Here is a 19,216-nt window from a genome sequence, read left to right on the forward strand (position 1 = left end):
CATGGGACTTTTCGACGATCTGGAGCCGAAAGGCCAGCAAACCACCGGCACCGAGGGCGGCAGCGGCCTGCTCAACGATCTGGAGCCGAAGAAATCCGGACTTGTCCGCCGCGGGCTGGGCGACACCGGTATTTCCCTGCTGAAAGGGGCGATCGCGGTACCGGAAACGGCGGTCGGCCTGGCCGATATCGCTACCGGCGGCGCCGCCGGCAAGGCCGCCGAAGGCCTCGGCTTCCGCCCCAAGGAGGCCAAGCAGATCCTCGACAGCTACCTGAGCCCCGAGCAGCAGGCCGCCAATCGCAACGTCGCCCAGGCGGATGGCTTCGTCGATACCGCCAAGGCGCTCGCCGACAACCCGAGCGTGATCCCGCACACCGTTGCCGAGTCGCTGCCTCCCATGCTGGCTGGCGGCGTGGCCGGCCGGGGCATCAGCGCAGTGGCGCCCAAGCTGGCGCCCTGGGCGGCCGGCGCGGCGGGCGAGGGGACTGTCATGGCCGGCTCTGCCGCGGAGAACATCCGCCAGCAGACCCCGGACGGCCTACTTACCCCCGAGCAGCAGCTGGCCGCGGCCGGCACCGGCCTGATCGGCGGGGCGGTCGGCGCGGGCGGGGCGAAGGTCGGGCAGAAGCTGGGCCTGGGCGATCTGGATACGGCCCTGGTTGAGGGCGCGAAGAATGCCGGAGCCCGAGGTCTGCCGGCGCGCCTGGCCGGCGGGGCTGCGGTCGAGGGCGCCCTGCAGGAGATGCCGCAGTCGGTCGCCGAGCAGGGGCTGCAGAACTATGCGCTGGGCAAGCCGCTGGGCGAGGGCGTCGGCAATGCGGCGGCTACAGGACTGGTGACGGGCGGCGCGATGGGCGCCGGCTTCGGCGCGCTGCCGGCCGCCACGCCGAAGGCCGAGGACAGCGTGCAGCCGGCGCCGAGCGTGGATAACCCGAGCCCGGCCCCGGTGCCGCGGCCGAATCCGAACAACGGCCCGCTGTCGCGCGCCGCGAACCTGCTGCCGACCCCGGCCCCGGTGCTGGATACCCAGCGGATTGACCAGGCCGCCGGCCTCACGGCGCCGCCGCTGCTGGATGCCGCGCGAATCGCGCAGCAGGTGGATCTGAACACCTCCCAGCCGGACTGGAGCGCCAAGGCCCCGGCGGTCGACCCGCAAAAGGTCAGCCAGCAGCTGTTCGCCAAGGCTGGCAGCCCGGTGGACTGGCAGAGTGCCCCGCCGGTACTGGACACCGGCAAGCTCGGTCAGCCGGACGCCCAGCCGCAAGAGCAGCCAGCGGCCACCGCCGACGGGGCGACTGCGCCGGCCGCTGCCGTCCCCTCCCAGTCGGCCACGCTGGCGCCGGACGATACTGAGGCGCGGACCATCAAGGCCCGCTACCTGAGCCGCCAGGGCGCCGAGAGAGCCCGCGCCAAGCTGGATGCTGCCGACGAGTACAAGGTGGTGCAGGATGGCAACGCCTGGCGCGTCACCGGAAAGACCGCTGCCGAGCTGCTCGACCAGCCGGTACCGGCCGACACCGTGAGCTCCGCCGAAGCGCTGCGCCGCCAGGAGGCCGAGGCGCGTCAGGCGGCGAAGGCTGCCCGCCTCAATGGCGACAATGCCGAAGGGCGCCGCCAGCGCAGCCTGGAGCTGCAGGCCCGGGCCCAGCGGCAGCAGTTGGAAGGCCAGGCCGTCACCGATAGCCAGCAACAGCGGCTCGATGCGGCTGCTTCCCGCGTGCAGGAGGACCAGCAGACCCAGCAGGAGCAAGCGCTGCGCGACCAGCTCGCCTATGTCGAGAACCAGGCCCGCGCGAGTGGCGGCTGGAATACGCACCTGAGCAAGGAGCGCGCCCGCCTGCGCCAGGCGCTGGAGCCGTTCGAGGCGGCGAAGGCGCCGCAGCCTGCTACCGATCAAATGCCCGTCAAAGACGCAGCGCCCGCCGCCCCAGGGGCGCAGCCTGCCGAGCAAGCCGCCGATCAAAAGCCCGTCAAATGGTTCGGCTCGCGGAAGAAGGCCGAGCAGTACATCGCCAAGAACAAGCTGGGCGCCACCCATGCGGTCGAAACCCGGGGCAACAAGTACGAGGTGCGGCCGGTCGAGCAACAGCTCGAGCAATCGGCGCCGGCCACCGGGAAGCCTGAGCCGCAGAAAAGTGACCTGCCGCGTCAGCAAGTCGGGCCGAACCCGGATGGCTGGGTTAACCAGAATGCGCAGACTGACCGCGACATGGCCGATCGCCGCGGCATCACTGCCAAGATCGAGCAGCTATTCGCCGATGGGCTGACCGCAAGGCAAGTCATCGACACCATGAAGGACGAGCTGTCCTTTGTGGATCTGACCGATCGCGCCGGGTTCATCAACGGCGTTCGGGCGACGCTGGGCATTCCTTCGCAGGCGACCAGCGAAGGCAAGGACGAGTTTGCCACGTGGAAGGCAGCCCGCGATCGGCGTAAGGCTGCGCAGCCATCCCCCGAGCAGCCGGCGCCAAGCCCCGCAGCAGGGGCCGATTCGCGCTCGGCCGAGATAGACAGCGCCGCGCATGAAGCGGCCACCTCGCCGCACAACGATCTGCCAGAGCCCAGCCAGGCCCAAATCGAGGCCGGGAACTACAAGAAAGGGCACGTTCGCGTGCAGGGCCTGGATATCTCCATCGAGAATCCCCGCGGCTCCGAGCGCCGCGGCATGCGGCCGGATGGCACCGAATGGCGCCACACCATGAGCGACCACTACGGCTACATCAAGCGCAGCGTCGGCTCTGACAATGAGCAGGTCGACGTGTATGTCGGCCCGCAGCCGGAGAGCGATCGAGTATTCGTCGTCGACCAGCTCCACCAGCAGGATGGCAGTTTCGATGAGCACAAGGTCATGCTCGGCTATCCGGATGAAGCGTCGGCCGTGGCCGCCTACCGCTCCAACTTCGATCCTGACTGGAAGGTGGGCCCGGTTGCCTCCCTATCGGTGCAGCAGTTCAAGGATTGGCTTGCTGGCGGGGATCTTTCGAAGCCGGCGACCTCCAGCGAGGTACCGCCGGCCGATCAGCAGCAGTCCGCCACCAAGGCCAAAGCCGCCGATGACCGTTTCGCCGGCAATACCATCTTCACCGCTGACAAGGTAGCGGCGGCCCGCGCCCTGCTGAAATCCAAGCTGGGCCAGCTGAATGCCGGTTTCGACCCGGAGCTGGCCACCGCCGGCATGACCATCGCTGGCGGTTACATCGAGGTCGGCGTCCGCAACTTCCGCGAGTATGCCCAACTGATGGTCGAGGACTTCGGCGAGCGGATTAAGCCGTACCTCCTGGGCTTTTGGGAGAACGTGCGCTACTACCCAGGCCTGGACACCGAGGGCATGACCAGCCCCGAGGAGTCGTTGAGGCTCCACAAGGAGCTGAATAGCAGCCTGCCGGCCGAGGAAGCCGCGCCGCTGGGGACCGAGGTGAAGGCGCCGGCTACCCGGGCGAAGAAGGCCGGGAAGGGGGCCGATCGCACGCTGATTCAAGACTTCGGCGTCGAGCACATCGACGGCTACGGCGACGGCGCCCGAGAAGTCGGCAACGACACCAAGGACGCCTTCTTGAAGGATGCCACTGGCTACCTGAAAGAGGTGGCCAAGGTGCTGGAGAAGGCCGGCTACATGCCGCACACGGATGGCAAGGGGCGCTATCGGAAGGCCGTATCGGTGAATGAGGCCGGCCCCGCCGTCAGTGGCGATGTCACCCTGGCGATGCGCACTGAAACCGGCCTGAACGCCTACGTCAGCATCGGCGACAGCGCCCTGCGCGGCGTCGTGCCGAACACCAAGAGCGGCATCGCGGTTATGTACCGCGTCAGCCGCAAGGCCGGCGATACCTACGCCGCCCAGGGCGTGAATCGCTGGGCGCCGGTTGACCTGACCGCCGATGAAATTGCTACCATGATCCTGCGCGAGGCCAACGGCTTGCCGCCGGAACTGGCCCGCCCCGCCCTGGAGAACACTGCCAATGAATCAGGAAACGCTGAGCCCCGCGGAAATCAAGCGCATTCGACTCGAGTACATGCGCCTGAGAGCGGACGAGGACGTGATCCACAACCGGCGGCTGCATCAGCGGATACTGGAGACGTGGCGGCGCGACAGCCCGAAAATGTGGGCTCGTCTGTCCCAGCTGAAACTGGCGGAGCCGCTGGCCTACGTCCTGCAGGAACGGATGTGGCAGGCGATGAACGAAAATCTCCGGGCCGGGCTGCCGGTGACGGACGCCCGCGAGCAGGCGGAAATCGACCATCTGATGCTGGAGCCGGAAGAAGTCCTGCAGCCGAATCCGCGGATGTCGCCGGAGGCCGAGGCAGCGATGATGCCGAGGGAATTCTACAAGCGGTAACCGCCGCCGGCCTCTCCACGGTAGGCACGCCCACAGGGCGAAAATTCACGGTAGCACTCAAGGGCTACGAGTACGCCACAGCCGTCATCACGAAAGACGGCGACCGCTGGGCGATGACCAGCCGTGGAAAGGAAAATGCCGTCACCGGCACGCTTCCCGACGTGCTGGCCGCCGCCAAGGCGCACATGGAGTCGGTTCGCTCCGGCCCATCCTCCCAGCCGGCCTCCCCGGCAGCGACTGGCGTACAGGCCGAAGACTTCCACATCGACAACCCGCTGGAAATCGTCGGGGGAACCCCGGTGCAGCGGTTCAACCGCAACCGCCAGGCGCTCGAACTGCTCCAGACTCTGGAGGAGGAAGGACGCCAGGCGAACCCCGAGGAGCAGAAGATCCTGGCCGGCTACATCGGCTGGGGCTCGTTCGGTCAGGAGCTGTTCCAGGGAACCTGGGACCACCCGGTCTACAAGGATGAAGGCGCCTGGAAGGAGCGTGGCCAGTGGCTGCGCGATACCCTCGGCGAATCGGCCTGGAAGTCGGCCCAGCGCTCCATCACCAACGCCCACTACACCGACCCGCCCACCGTCATGGCCATGTGGGACATGGTGCGCCGGATGGGCTTCGAGGGCGGCAAGGTCGAAGAGCCCTCGATGGGGACCGGCAACTTCTTCAGCATGATGCCGGCCGACCTGAAAGCCCGCAGCCAGCTGACCGGCATCGAGCTGGACGAAACCACGGGGGCGATCGCCAAGCAGCTGTTCCCGCGCTCAAACGTGCGGATCATGGGCTATCAGGATTCCAAGACCCCGGACGGCTTCTATGACCTGATTATCGGCAACTGGCCGTTCGAGAACACGCCGGTCGCCGATCGCCGCTACAACAAGCTGAACCCGATGCTGCACGACTACTTCTTTCTCAAGACGGTCGATCAGGTCCGCCCAGGTGGCATCGTCATCGGCATCACGTCCGCCGGCTCCATGGACAAGCAGAACACCACGATCCGCCGCGAGCTGGCCCGCAAGGCTGAGCTGGTGGCCGCGATCCGCCTGCCCTCCGGTGCCTTCGAAGAGTACGCCGGGACCAAGGTCGTCACCGACATCGTGATCCTGCGCAAGCGTCCGGAGCGTCTGGTCGCCGTGCCCAAGGATGCGACCTGGGTGGAGACGGGCGACTTCCAGACCCCTTCGGGCCAGGCTGTGCGCGTCAACCAGTATTTTCTGGAGAACCCGCAGAACATCATTGGCCAGCTGGATTACGGCCACGGGACTACCACCTTCAAGGCCGGGATGATCGTGCATCGCCCGGACAACATGGCCGAGCGCCTGAAGCAGGCGATCGAGCTGGTGCCGGAAAAGGCCTTCCAGCCCAGCCAGCAGGCCGACCACCTGACCTATTACGCCAACGAAACCGGCGAGCGCCACGGTGCCCTGGCGGTGGTCAACGATCGGCTGATGGTCGCCCTGGGTGATCAGTTGGTGCTCGCCAACGACGAATCCAAGTATGTGCTCAAGGACGCCAGGAAGACCGCCGCCCGCGAACAGGAACTCAAGGCCGCGGTAGACCTGCGCAAGCGCCATAGCGCCCTGATCGACGCGGAGCGCAGCGGTAAGGATGCCGAGCAGGCCCGCAAGGCGCTGCGCGAGGGCTACCAGGCCTTCGTCAAACAGCACGGGCCGTTGCGCAGCTCCTTCGCCCTGGGCTACCTGCAGAAGCTGGACGACCCGTTCTATGCCGAGCTGGCCGCCCTGGAGAACGACGACGGCACCCCGGCGACCGTCATGCAGCGCAGCACCACTCGATCGCGCCGCTCCATCGAGAACCCGAACGTGCGCGATGCCTATGTGCTGGCGCGCAACCTGTCGGTGAATCCGAGCCTCGAGGACGTCGCCAAGATCGCCGGCAAGCCGCTGGCTCGGGTCCGCGCCGAGCTGATCGAGAGCGGTGCCGTATTCGAAGCACCGAATGGCGATATCGTCCCATCCGATATCTACCTATCGGGCAACGTGCGGTTGAAGCTGCGCGAGGCCAAGGCCGCACTGGATGACGGCAACGCGGCCATGGCCCGCAACGTCGAGGCGCTGCAGGGCGTCGTGCCCGCGGACATTCCGTACTTCAACATCGAAACCAAGCTCGGCGCGACGTGGATACCGACCGAGGTCTACGCCGACTACATCGCGCACATGCTGTCCCGTCCCAGCCCGGCCGGCGTCGAGGTGCAATTCCGTTCCGGCCGCTGGAAGGTGAAGCTGAGCGGCGAGCTGAATGCTCTGCCGGAAGCCAAGGCCAACTACGGCAGCAGCCAGGTGCTATTCAGCCGCCTGGTGCAGGCTGCGCTGAGCAATCAGACCCTGCGCCTGACCAGCAAGGACGAGCATGGCAATGACGTGTACGACGCCAAGCGCTCGGAAGAGGCGAATGCCAGCCTCGCCAAGATCCGTGAGGACTTCGCCACCTGGGTATGGAGCGACCCGGCCCGGCGCGTGGATCTGGAGCGCGAGTACAACGAATCCCGCAATGCCTGGGCCACGCCGAAGTACGACGGTTCGTTCCTGACCTTCGAAGGCATGGCGCTGACGCTGGGGAACGGGGTGTTCAATCTCCGCCAGCACCAGGCCAATGCGATCTGGCGGGGCATCGTCAACCGCCGTTCGCTGAACGCGCATGAGGTCGGTACCGGCAAGACCTTCACCATGGGCGGGATCGCCGTGGAAAGCCGCCGCTATGGCATTGCCCGCAAGCCGGCCATCCTGGCGCACAACGCCAACAGCGCCACCGTGGCCGCGGAAATCCGCATGATGTACCCGGCGGCCCGCGTGCTCTACATCGACAACCTCGACAAGAACAACCGCGCGATTCGCCTGCGCCAGATCGCCAACGACGATTGGGATGCCATCGTGATCCCGCATTCCCTGATCGATCGGCTGGCCCTGCGCGAGGAAACCCTCACGCGGATGGCCGAGGATGATATCTCCGCCCTGGAGCAGGAGTTCTACGACGCCGCCGCCGAGGATGGGGTGGACGTCAGCAAGGTGGATCTGAACGACGACGAGGCGATCGCCAAGGTTCGCTCCACCACCGCGAAGGAACTGGCGAAGGCCCGCAAGCGGATCATCGAGAACATCAAGAAGCAGGCCCAGCAGTCCAGCCGAGAGGATGCCGTCGCGTTCGAAGACCTGGGCATCGACATGCTGCTGGTGGACGAGGCGCACGAGTTCAAGAAGCCTCCGATCGTCACCCGGATGCAGATGAAGGGCCTCAACACCCAGGTATCCGACCGCTCGATCGCCCTGCAATTCCTGACCCGCTACGTCCGCCAGATGAACAACGGCGGCAACGTGCACACCTTCACTGGTACGCCGATCACCAACACCATTACCGAAATCTATCACCAGATGCGCTATGTGATGGAGACGGAAATGGAAGCGGCCGGCGTGGCGGATTGGGACGGCTGGTTCGGTTCGTTCGCCACCGAGGTGCAAGACGTGGAGCTGACCGCGGCCGGCGATTACGAGATGGTCACGCGCCTGGCCGGCTTCGTGAACGTGCCCGAGCTGCGGCAGATGGTCGGGCAGTACATGGACACCGTGTTCGCCGACGACATGCCGGAAATGCAGCCGCGCCGCACGGCCAGCGGCAAGACCATCGCCGATGACCTGACCGAGGCCGAGCGCGCCGAGCTGCTCAATGGCCGCACCGAGAAGGCCCAGGACCGCCCCTACAAAAAGGTCATCAACGAGTCGGCCGACATGACGCCGGAGCAGATGGCCATCTTCCAAGACTTGCAGGGCTATGCCCGCGACTGGCGTAGCGGTACCGGAAAACAGCGCCGCGAATGGAAGCGCCGGGGCGATCCGCGCTCGCCGATCATCACCGAGGGTATCGCCAACAAGGCGAGCTTCGACGTGCGCCTGATCGACGAGGGCCTGGCCGGGCAGGAGGGCAAGACCCAGGACGATCCGAGCAGCAAGGCTAGCCGCGTCGTGCGCAACGTGCTGGAGATTTACAACAGCCACCCGCAAGCGAATCAGGTGATTTTCGGGGAAATGGGCTTCAGCCGTAGCGTGCGGCGTACCCGCACCTCCGAGAACGGCGAGAAGCACACGGCCACCTACAAGGTCTTCTCCACGATCCACGACATTGTGGAGCGCCTGGTGCAGGGCGGTATCCCGCGCGACCAGATCGCCATCGTGGACGGCAAGACCAGCAAGGACCAGCGCAAGGAAATCGCCAAGGCGATGAACGACAGCCGCATCCGTGTGGTGCTCGGCTCTACCGATACCCTGGGTGTTGGCGTGAACATGCAGCGCAACCTGCGGGCCATGCACCATCTGGACGCCCCCTACATGCCGGGCGAGCTGGAGCAGCGCAACGGCCGCGGGCAGCGGCAGGGCAACCAGTGGAACACGGTGCTCGAATACCGCTACATGACCGATCGCCTGGACGGCCGGCGCTGGCAGATCCTCGCCGTCAAGCAGCGGTTCATCACCGCCTTTATGAAGGCGGACATGAAGAGCCAGCGTGTGATTGAGGGCGAGGCCGCTGCCGAAGAGCAGAGCGATATCCTCGAGTCGTTCTCCGAGGCTGCCGGCGACCCGCGCATCCTGCAGCGGGTGAAGCTGCAGAAGAAGCTCGAAGGCCTGCAGCGCAAGGAGCGCCTGTATTCGCAGGGCATCGCCGATATGCGCCGGCAGATGCGTTACGCCCAGGAGGATGCCGACAAGCTCAACAGCCAGGTTGAGCGCATCCAGAGTGAGGGGGTGCTGGGCAAGATCGCTGACCTGATCGCCTCCCAGCAGCAGGATTTCACGGCGACGATCGACGGCAAGGCCTACGACAACCGCAAGGATGCGGCTGCCGCCCTGCAGGATTACGTCGACGCCAACCTGCGCGTAGGCGATAAGCCGCGGCCCGTCGGCACCTATGGCGGCCAGCCCCTGCAAATCGAGTGGCTGGGCTTTTCTGATGCGCCCACCACCACGATCAAGGCCTTCGGCCAGCAGTTCGGCGGCAAGGGGATTGCCGGCGCCGAGGCCAAGATGCGCAACTTCCCGAAATCGGTGGAAGCCGACATCGCCGAGCGCGATGCCGCCCTGGCTACGGTCGAAAACATGCGCCACGCCATGAAGCAGCCGTTCGGCCAGGCCGGGGAGCTGGAGCGCGTCAGCAAGCAGCTTGCCGATCTGGAGAAGGATCTGGAGCTGAACCCGGTACCGCCGCCGTCCTGGCTGCGCCAAGGGGCGCCGATCGACTCGCAGGTCTACCGCAACGGCAAGCCCTACGTCGTCGTTGGTCACCGGTACGGCCAGGACAATTGGTATGTGATCGCCGAGGACGACAAGGGCAACACTCTGATCCCGTACATGGAGGCCACCGACAACGTAGGCATGCCGCTGTACGAGGAGCACGAGTTCACGCCGCCGCAGGTTGAGAAGAGTGCTTCCCAGGCCTCAGCAGCGCCCGCACCTGCACCCGAGGCAGAGTCGGCAGACGTGCGCTACTCCCGCGCTGGCCTGTCGCCGTCCAGCGTGGTTGTCGGTACGCCTCCAGAGAACCCGATCACTTTGGCCCAGGCAGAGCAGGCAGCGCGCGAGTTCTTTGCTGCTTACAATGGCAACATCCAACTCACCCCATGGATTAGGAAGACTCAATATGAACTGTACGGACCCAAGGGAACCATCGATCAAATCGGAATCGTCAAGGGCGCCTATCACCCAGGACGAGGAGTTTTTACCCTTGCCGCAGATCATCTGTCGTCGATGGGCGACGTTAGAGAAACCCTGCGACACGAAATCCTCGGGCACTACGGTTTGGACACGTTTAAGCCAGAGGATAAGCAGGCTCTTCTCGAAAAAATCTTAGCCAGCAAAAAGGTTCCGAGCCTAGAGCCGATCTGGACGAAGATCGCCCGGCTGTATTCCGATAAGACGGAGCTGCAGCAGGCTGAGGAAGTTTTTGCCAATATCGCGGAGCAGGAGCGTAGTACGGCGCTGAAAATCGTCGACCTGCTGCGCTCCGTGCTGACCCGTATCCTGCGTAAGGTTGGGCTGCAGAAGCGTGGGATTCTCACGAAGAGCGAGCTGCTGCGCGAAGTCGAGGTGATTTCCAAGGGCATTCGCAATGGCAGCCGTACACCGCAAGGTTCAGGGCCTGGTCCACGCTTCCGTACCACCGCCGAGGCTCTACCTCTCCCCGAGGTAGGTGCCGAAATCAACGGCAAGCAGCTGGATGAGTTCGCCCGCGCGCTCTACCGCAGCAAGGGCACCGAGTCGGCTTTCTTCCGCCACTGGTTCGGCGACTCGAAGATGCGGACCAAGGATGGCACCCCGGTACCGTTCTATCACCGCAGCTTCGACCCGCGCGAGCGCTTCACCAATGCCCGCCTGGGCGGCAAGACTGGGACCGCTACGGCCCAGCTGGGGCATTTCTTCGCTACCCGCGACGTGGGCAACGTGGAGCGCTACGGCCCGTTCGTCGAGCGCTTCTTCATCAAGATGGTGAAACCCAGGACGTTGACCATGGCGCAGTTCGAGGCCATGGGCGACTGGTCACCGGAGCGGGTACGCGCCTACCGCGAGCATCTGCAGGCCCAGGGTTATGACGGCCTCTGGATCAAGGGACTGAATTGGGCCGTTGCCTTCGACGGCAAGAGCGTGAAGGCAGTAGCCAACCGCGGAACCTTCGATCTCACCGACAACGTGCGCTTCTCCCGCAGTGAGGACGACGGGGAGTTCGCTACGACAGCTCAGGCCTATGGTGGCGAGCAGGCCTGGCGCGCAGCCCAGGTAGCAGGGCGCACCAAGCTGAACTATCAGCAATGGGTTCAGGTGAGGATGCCGACCTACAAGGCTGAGTATGGCAACTGGGAAGCGCTACGGGCACAGCTGCGGATGGATGCGATGAGCCCGCTCAAGCTGCGCTCTCCAGAGGCATGGTCGGGGTTGAGTAAGAAGGAAAGGCAGGCTGCAGTCGAGGCGCTGCTTAAGGATTTTGCCAAGAGTGGTGAGGTGTTGCAGCACGATGAGCTGGGAGGTGTGCGCGTCGGAATGAGCGGAGCCAAGAAGTCAGCCTCAACCGCTGCTGATCCTGCCAAGCTCGTAGTGCTGTCGGAGCTTCGTGCAAGTTTCAAGCATTCCATCTACGCCAGTAGTGCGTTGTCGTACAAGCATGGCCAGACGACCGTCTATCACAAGCTGCTGGCCCCCATCGATGTTGATGGTGATCCGCTTGTGGCGGTGTTTACTGTGCGGGAAGACGCGAACGGCAGGATGTTCTACAACACTGTCACGGTAGGCAGAAAAAACGAAGCCCTGGCAGTCTCTCCGGGCGATATGAGCAATGCTCAGGGGTCGCTCCCGGCCAATACCAAGGCTTCTGGTGATTTTGTACGCCGTGAACTCGATCGCGTCAATCCCGACTCCGTGACCATTGATCTGGATCCGCAGACCGGGGAACCCATACTGGCGGATGACGATGGCTTCCTCGACCCGGGCACCCGATTCCGCCTGGCCGACTTCACCCCGGACTGGATCGGCGGCAAGGCGCCGTTCAAGCTGGAGAAGCGCAACATCGCCCGAGGCCTGCGCGGCAAGCTGTCCGACCTGAAACCGGCGCTGCTGGGAGCCTTGCCGCTCTCCTACCTGCGCGACTTCGCACCCAAGAGCATGACCGCCCTGGATCAGTATCTGGAGCAGAAGCGCGCCATGGATGCCGACCGCAACGAGCTGCACACCGAGTACGACGCGATCGCCCAGCGCTGGCTCAAGCTGCGGTGGACCGATCGCCAGGCCGAGCGCGCCCTGTCGGACCTGATGCACGCCGCCACCCTGGCCGGCATCGACCCGAGCAAGCCGTTCGGCAGCCGGTACAACCCCGACCAGCGGCCGGAGTACGACCGCCTGCGGGCGCAATACGAGGCGCTGCCGGAAGGGCACCGGGCCATGTTCAACGAGGCTCGGGACGCCTACCGGGGGCAGATCGGCCTGCTGGAGCGTGTCATCGAGGAGAACATCCGCAAGAGTGCCGAGTTCGCCAAGCGGCGCGCGCGCCGCGACCGGGATGCCGCGATCGAGGAGGCCCGCGACGAGCTGACCGGCGAGGATCTTGACGAGGCCATCGAGACGGCTGAGAAACGCTATGCGCGCCGCGTGGCGGCGGCCGAGAACGGCAACAGCGCCAAGATCCTGCTGCTGCGCAAGCGGTTCGAGAGCATGCGGGTGGATGAGCCCTATTTCCCGCTCAAGCGCTTCGGCGACTACTTCGTGGCGCTGCGCGACGGCAACAAGCTGGTGTCGTTCAGCATGTTCGAGAACGCCGCCGCCATGGAGGCCGCCGCCGAGGAGCTGCGCAAGACCTACCCGGGCCTGGAGGTGAAGGTCGGGCGCCAGTCGATGAAGCAGCAGCTCGCCGGCGCCGTCGACCCGGGATTCGTCTCGGACCTGCAGGAGCTGGTGGCCGAGCAGCCGAACGCCCAGGAGCTGGGCGACCAGATCTGGCAGCTGTACCTCGACACGCTGCCCGACTACTCGATGCGCAAGGGCTTCATCCACCGCAAGAAGGTCGCCGGCTTCAGCCGCGACGCGCTGCGCTCCTTCGCGTCCTCCATGTTCCACTCGTCCTATCAGATCGCCCGCTTGAAGCACTCCCTCGAAATGGGCGATCTGGTCGACCAGATGGAGGAGCAGGCCAAGGACGCAGCTGACCCGGTGGATGCCATGACCATCGCCAACGAGATGCGTCAGCGGCACGAGTGGGTGATGGCGCCGAAGGGCAGCAAGATCGCCCAGCGCATCACCAGCGCCGCGTTCATCTACCAGCTCGGCATCACGCCGGCGGCCGCCCTGGTGAACACCACGCAGACGTGGATGATGGGTATCCCGATCCTCGGCACCCGCTTCGGCAGCGAGGCGAAGGCCCTGGCGGCGCTGACCAAGGCCTCCGCGGACTTCGTGACCGGCCGCGGGCACATCGAGAACAAGCTGGAGGGCGACGAGGCCAAGGCCTTCGCCGAGTTCCTGCGCATGGGCCTGATCGACAAGACCCAGGCCCACGACCTGGCCGGCGTCGGCGAGACGGGGGTGGAGTACAACCCGCTGCGGCAGAAGGTGATGGGCTACATCAGCTGGGGCTTCCACAACGCCGAGCGCTACAACCGAGAGGTCACCGCCATGGCGGCGTACCGGATGGCCCGGGAGAGTGGCCTGAGCCATGAGGCCGCGATCAAGGAGGCTGCCGACCTGACGTGGACCACCCACTTCGATTACTCGAGCGGCAACCGGGCGCGGTACCTGCAGAACGACACGGCCAAGGTGCTGTTCGTGTTTCGGCAGTATTCGATCAACATGCTGTCGCGCCTGGTGATCGACCTCAAGGATGCCATGAAGGGCGAGAGCGCCCAGGTGAAGAACGCCGCGCGCCGCCGGCTGGCCGGGATCTTCTCCATGTTCGCCCTGTTCGCGGGCGTCATGGGCGTTCCGGGGATGCAGACCATCCTGCTGCTGCTCAATGCCCTGGACGATGACGACGACGAGTGGACCGCGGAGGACAAGATCAAGCGGACCCTGGCCGAGACGCTTGGACCGGATCTATCCCGGGTAATCCTGGGCGGCGTGCCCGGGGCGGCGCTGGATATCTCGCTGACAGATCGCCTGGGGATGGGGAACCTGTGGTTCTACTCGCCCAGCCGCGAGCTGGAGGGGCAGGACGCCTACTACTACTGGATGGAGCAGGCCCTGGGGGCCGCCCCGGCGATGGTCGGCAATGCCTTCACCGGCATGAAGCAGATTGGCGAGGGGCATGTCTGGCGCGGCCTGGAAACCATGATGCCGAAGGCGGTCAAGGATGCGATGCGCTCGGGCCGCTATGCCAGCGAGGGTGTGCAGACCATGGCCGGCGATGCGCTGGTGGACGAGGTGACGATGTGGAACGTGCTGTCGCAGGCGATGGGCTTCACCCCGGCCCACATCACCGAGCAGTACGACCGCAACAATGCGCTCAAGAACGCAGAGCAGAAGCTCCTCAGCGAGCGGCGCCGGCTGCTGAACCGGTACGCCATGGCGACCAAGGCCGGCGATACCGAGTCGCGCCAGGCGCTCCAGGCCAAGATCGCCGACTTCAACCGGCGGTTCCCAACGGTGGCCATCACCGGCAGAACCTTCCTGCTGTCCATGAAGGCCCGCGCCCAGCGGGATGAGCGCACGAAGGGAGGTTTGGCGCTGGATAGCCGCCTTCAAGGACTGAGAGCGGAACTGTAAAGAGAAGGAGGGGGCAGCTTGTGCTTGCTCTTCGTTGAACTTGCATCTATTCGATCAAGGCATAGATGTGTTGGGGATGGAGGCGGCTTCGACAAGGACCGGTGCGGCAGGTTGCTAAGTATGGCCGCATCCCTTCAGTAATTGAGGTGGTGTTCGCTGGATGGCAACGGCGAACCGCTTCCCACAGATTCAACGGCTCAGGCCGTTTGTCTAGCGAAGCGGTAGCGCGGCGAAGCTCACGAGGACAGTTTTTATCGCTGATGCTGAGGGATGCTAGCCTCCCATCAGAGCGATGAGTACAACAATGCTGATCAGGATGAGTATCCAAGCGCCGCTACTCCTATTTTTGGTGGGTTGCGGCATAGGCGGTGTTGTTGAAGGCCTTTTTGCAGTGTGTGTTACTGGCGTTTGCGTAGTGCGTGTCACTGGCGTTTGTGCTCGCTGCCGCATTTGCTCCAGAACCTGCTGGTTGCCGCTCTTCGGAGTAGTCCCGAGGCTTGATGCGGCCACTGGCTTAGCCACGAGTGGTGGCTGGCGATGGGGCTGAGGCTTTGATTCCATATTCCGCAGGATTTCAGCGTTCCGTAGCGTAGTCTCTTCTCGTTTATTTGTTTGGCCCCCGCTTAAGGTTTTCTTTCCTAAACGGTACTGAGCCTCTTCCTCTGTCAGGAGCTGTATTTGCCCGCGCTGGGTGACGTTGATTGATATGTGTGTATAGCCATTCTTTTTAAAGGGGGGCTCTACCAGACCAGAAACTGCTATCCAGCGACCGATCCATGACACCGTGGGCGTTTCGTTTCTGAGTACTTTAAGGCCTTCCGACCAAATCGTCAGTTTGATGGCTGTTCCAAGCCAGTTGGAGAAGTTGACGAATACATAGGGTTTGCCGTTTTTCGCTTGCTTCTGTACGACTGAGTGGATGCGGCCGACCAACTCTACCTTATTGCCAACTGCTGCTAGAAAGGAAGCATAGTTCGTACCTTCGAGGACCGGATAGGCGCTTTGGTACGCAGCTCGTACCGCCTGAGCTGTATTAGCGAAGGAGACTCTGGATATTGGGATGTTGCGTTGCTGGAGAAATTCAGCGAGTCGCGGTACCTGATCTATTGGGGCCGATGCTATCTGAGCTAGGTTCTTAGCAGCGGACTCGACCGCCGGCAGCTTCATTACATCCTTGAATACCGGTGAGACGCCCGGCGCGAGGAAGTCACTTCGCCGGAAGACCACTGCGTCTGGATCGCAATGTGTGCGCCGCCAAATTCCCGGGTCAGTAGCCAGCGCTTGTAACGCGACATCAAGAGCGATAAAAGAAAAACGGTCGAGTCGTTCGTCGAAGTTGTTGGCCGAGCGTTGTGGATGCTGGAAGTTCAACTGCCCCAGTTCGGCAGCTTGTCTTCCACGTAGCGCTTCGACGAAAAGGCCGTCGTAGTCAATTAGCTGCACGGCACCACCATTCTGGCTGACCATGACATTACCGGGCTGGATATCGCCGTGGGCTATGCGCTCGCTCTCCAAGAATTCGCATAGCTTGGCTAACGCAGCCCTCAGCCGGTGAATCGAGCTGGCGTTACCATGCTCACGTTCAAGAAACTCGCTTAGGGTTTCGCCCGATGCCCAAGCCATTTTGACGATGGGGTAGGTCTGGCCATTGATACGGATGCCGCTTGGATTAAACTCGAACGGCAGAAAATAGGGGCTCGATAGTCGGTTGAGTCGCTGCGAAATAATCTGGTAGCGCCGCTCAAGCTCAGGCGCTTCCTTGTGAAAGCAGCGCAGCGCGTAACGCTTGCCGCCTGCCTCTAGCGAATAGGTGAGCGCAAAACCACCGCACATGGCCATGGGCATACCCAAGCCGGTCGTGCGGACTTTTCCAGCCTTGAGTAGCGGATCCAAAAGATATAGATGAGGCGCCTGCAGTGCTTCGTTGTACTGTTCGAAAGAAGGATAAGCCACCTCAGGAGTCTCCCTGAAGAAGAGCTATGACCAAGGTGCTGTCATCGCGGCGCATAGTCCTCTGGCCACGCTCGTCCTCCACCAGATCGATCAACTCGGTGATGGAGCGGATACCAACAAGGTATTTCAAGGCCTCGTGATTACCTTTTTCGATACAGCTGAGTAGCCAAGCGCCCAAAGCATCGGTCATGCAGAGTAGGTAGAGCTTTTTTCCTTCATAGCTCCATTGAGCAGCCGAAACCAACGGGTTGTTATCCACCCACAACTGGGTATTGTGCTGCTCAACCGTGGATAGTAAGAAAGGGCGGGTATTGAAGCCATCTGCACTTTGGTAAGGCAGACTTCCAAGAAGACGCTCACCGTCTGTCAGTACGGCAAAGGAATCGCCGAGGCAGGTTATATGTACACACTGCGCCTCAGGATTTTCCTGTGCGATCAGTAAGGTGGAAAAGCTGCCGCGCTCATAGGCGGCGGCTTTTGACCAGCTCATTTCAGCCGGGTTGTGGATCGCCTTAAATTCTGCCTGACACACTTGCACTACTGACTGTATCAGGTCGCACTTGCTGAAGCTGTCAACCAGCAGGTGAGCCCAATTCTTAGCGTCAAAAGACTCCGATGCGCCATCGCAGACAACGATACGGCCTCGCTCTCTGTCTACAAGGAGGGCGTCTTCGTTATCCTCGGAGTGATCGACAAACTTGGCGACCGTACCTTGGAAAAGGATGTCCATCGTCGTCCTTATCGAAGCTGTGCAGCTCGTGTTCCGATGTCAAAGAAATCGACGATCTCGGCAATCTCTCCGTTGTAGATGAATCCTCGGGACTCCATTGTTGCGTTGATGCCTTTATCCATCGCCACATTATGCAGGTGCACTGGCAGGGGGCTAGACATGCGATACAGGAGACAAGCGTAAGCGTCTGGCAGAGCGGCATTGGACGTTGGGAAGCGGATTGCGTCACCTCCTGCTGTGCTCACATGTAGGTTGAACAGCAGAACGTTGCCGTCCTTAGTACCAATCTGTTGTAGGTGGCCCGCTAATGCCTCAGGGTCTCCGTCGGTTGACTCACCATCGGTTATATGCAAGACGGTCGGCGGATAGCTATCAGGGTGGGCATCGCACCAGGCCGCCAGCTCTTCTGCGGCACGTGTAATGGCGTCACACATCGGCGTGCCACCTGCAGCCTTAGGTTCAAACCACACAGGAAACTTGATCGATTGATTGACTAAGCCGCCCGCGCCATCGTCGACGCGCTTGGTGCGATCTTCGATTCGCAGCGGATTCGCTTCAATTTGAGAGATGGGGTTGAGTACTGATGCCCCCAGCGCGCCGCTTAAGCCATTTTGTGCGGAGGAGCCCGAGTATCCGAGCACCCCGACATCGAAGTAATCACGGGTGCCTTCGGACTTGGTGCAGCGCTGAACCAGGGAGTACAATGTTCTGTTCAACACATCAGCGACAAACTGTGCCTTGGTCTTACCGTTTTCCATGGTGTCCTGCATGGATCCAGACTGGTCGACCAAAAAGAGAAAAGCAGTAGGTGTGGTACGGCTGATTTCGGCACTGTATGACATGGTAATCTCATGCTAAGAAATGATTTCTGATTTTTACCCCATAACAATCGCAGCGCCAAGGGCAAATGGCTATTACGCGGCCACCCAGAGGGCCGGTCACTATTTTCGTATTAAAGGCCGAGTACTGAGTGATCTGCGTTCCGGCGGGTACCGAGACAGTTTTCGCCAACTCCTCGTGCCTGCCGTATGCGTTTCTGCTACATGACATAGCCCTATGTGACCAGAGGCAGTGAACTAATTTGTGCCACGTAAGTGCACGGGTGCCTGGTTGACAGCGACGGCAGCACGGATGAGCGCGCCCGGACGAGTAAGGAAGGGGCTACTTCACTCCAGACGTCAGGCTGGCGCTCCGGCCTTCGACTGATCAGTCATCACCAATTTCACGCCGAAGCTGTCGCTGCGTCCGTACCAGCTTCTTGTTATCCAAGATCGGCAACAGTTCATTCATGGCCTGTTCTGCTGATATCCCATCTGGTTCAAACCATCTGGCGAGGATGTCCTGGGCCTGTTCCAGGGCGGATAAGACGGCCTTGCTGCTGGTGGTCATGGGCGTTTTAGGTGGCAAATTGATAGCTATCTAGGGTAGCAAGGTGAGCGTTTCTACAGGAGGGAATTGATTGCCCGGACAGGCGAGAATGTGGCGCAAAACCTGCGCTACAGGGTGCATTCCATCGTTTGCGAAACGCCACTAAAGATCGTAAATTTGCTCTGTCTAAAGATTTACTATCTTCAGCAAAATCAAATAGTTATGACTGTTCTTGCCGCTGCATGGGGTGCAAGGGGTAGAGTGTTCGAATCACTCCGTCCCGACCAATAAATTTAACAAAAAGGCCAGGTCAGTAATGACCTGGCCTTTTTGTTTGGGTGCTCGAAAGATGGTGGGCGCGGAGAGGGGGCTACTTGCCGGTGTTGTCATAGGAAGAGTTCCTGGTACTCCTCCTTCGCTGATTCGCTACTTCTCATCCAGGCCGCTGCGCCCCCGGCGCGACGGCGGTCGCGCACGGGGGGGCGGCGGGGCTCAGCCCAGCTGGGCCAGGCGGCGGGTGACGGCGGCTTCGATGCCGGCGGCGTCCAGGCCGCACTCGGCGAGCATCTCGCCGGGCTTGG

5 protein-coding genes are annotated in these 19,216 nt (G+C 62.7%); 1 reads left to right on the plus strand and 4 read right to left on the minus strand.

The window, feature by feature from the left end; translation table 11 throughout:
- Position 1: 1 nt before the first annotated feature.
- Positions 2–14,584: a PLxRFG domain-containing protein gene (locus ACFOJE_RS21015; RefSeq protein ID WP_377816941.1), complete on the plus strand. Its 14,583-nt coding sequence runs from the start codon at positions 2–4 to the stop codon at positions 14,582–14,584.
- Positions 14,585–14,857: 273 nt separating this feature from the next.
- Here the strand turns inward: ACFOJE_RS21015 and ACFOJE_RS21020 are convergent, their stop codons facing one another.
- From ACFOJE_RS21020 to ACFOJE_RS21035, 4 genes are all read right to left on the minus strand, one after another.
- Entirely contained in the window at positions 14,858–16,537 is a 1,680-nt protein-coding gene (locus tag ACFOJE_RS21020; protein WP_377816942.1) for a protein kinase family protein, read from the minus strand.
- A gap of 1 nt (position 16,538) precedes the next feature.
- Complete coding sequence (locus ACFOJE_RS21025) at positions 16,539–17,267, minus strand: hypothetical protein (protein ID WP_377816943.1); 729 nt, start codon at positions 17,265–17,267, stop codon at positions 16,539–16,541.
- An 8-nt stretch (positions 17,268–17,275) separates the two neighbouring features.
- Positions 17,276–18,109, minus strand: coding sequence for a vWA domain-containing protein (locus ACFOJE_RS21030; protein WP_377816944.1), 834 nt, complete (start codon positions 18,107–18,109; stop codon positions 17,276–17,278).
- 364 nt (positions 18,110–18,473) lie between these two features.
- On the minus strand, positions 18,474–18,656 hold the full coding sequence (locus tag ACFOJE_RS21035) for a hypothetical protein (RefSeq protein WP_377816945.1): 183 nt from the start codon (positions 18,654–18,656) through the stop codon (positions 18,474–18,476).
- Positions 18,657–19,216: the final 560 nt, after the last annotated feature.

This window comes from Azotobacter bryophylli (assembly GCF_042643485.1).
In the GTDB taxonomy this organism is placed as follows: Bacteria; Pseudomonadota; Gammaproteobacteria; order Pseudomonadales; family Pseudomonadaceae; genus Azotobacter; species Azotobacter bryophylli.

Coding starts and splice junctions, on each gene's coding strand:
- ACFOJE_RS21030 (WP_377816944.1), bottom strand. CDS start 18,109: ATGTCATACAGTGCCGAAATCAGCCGTACCACACCTACTGCTTTTCTC.
- ACFOJE_RS21025 (WP_377816943.1), bottom strand. CDS start 17,267: ATGGACATCCTTTTCCAAGGTACGGTCGCCAAGTTTGTCGATCACTCC.
- ACFOJE_RS21035 (WP_377816945.1), bottom strand. CDS start 18,656: ATGACCACCAGCAGCAAGGCCGTCTTATCCGCCCTGGAACAGGCCCAG.
- ACFOJE_RS21015 (WP_377816941.1), top strand. CDS start 2: ATGGGACTTTTCGACGATCTGGAGCCGAAAGGCCAGCAAACCACCGGC.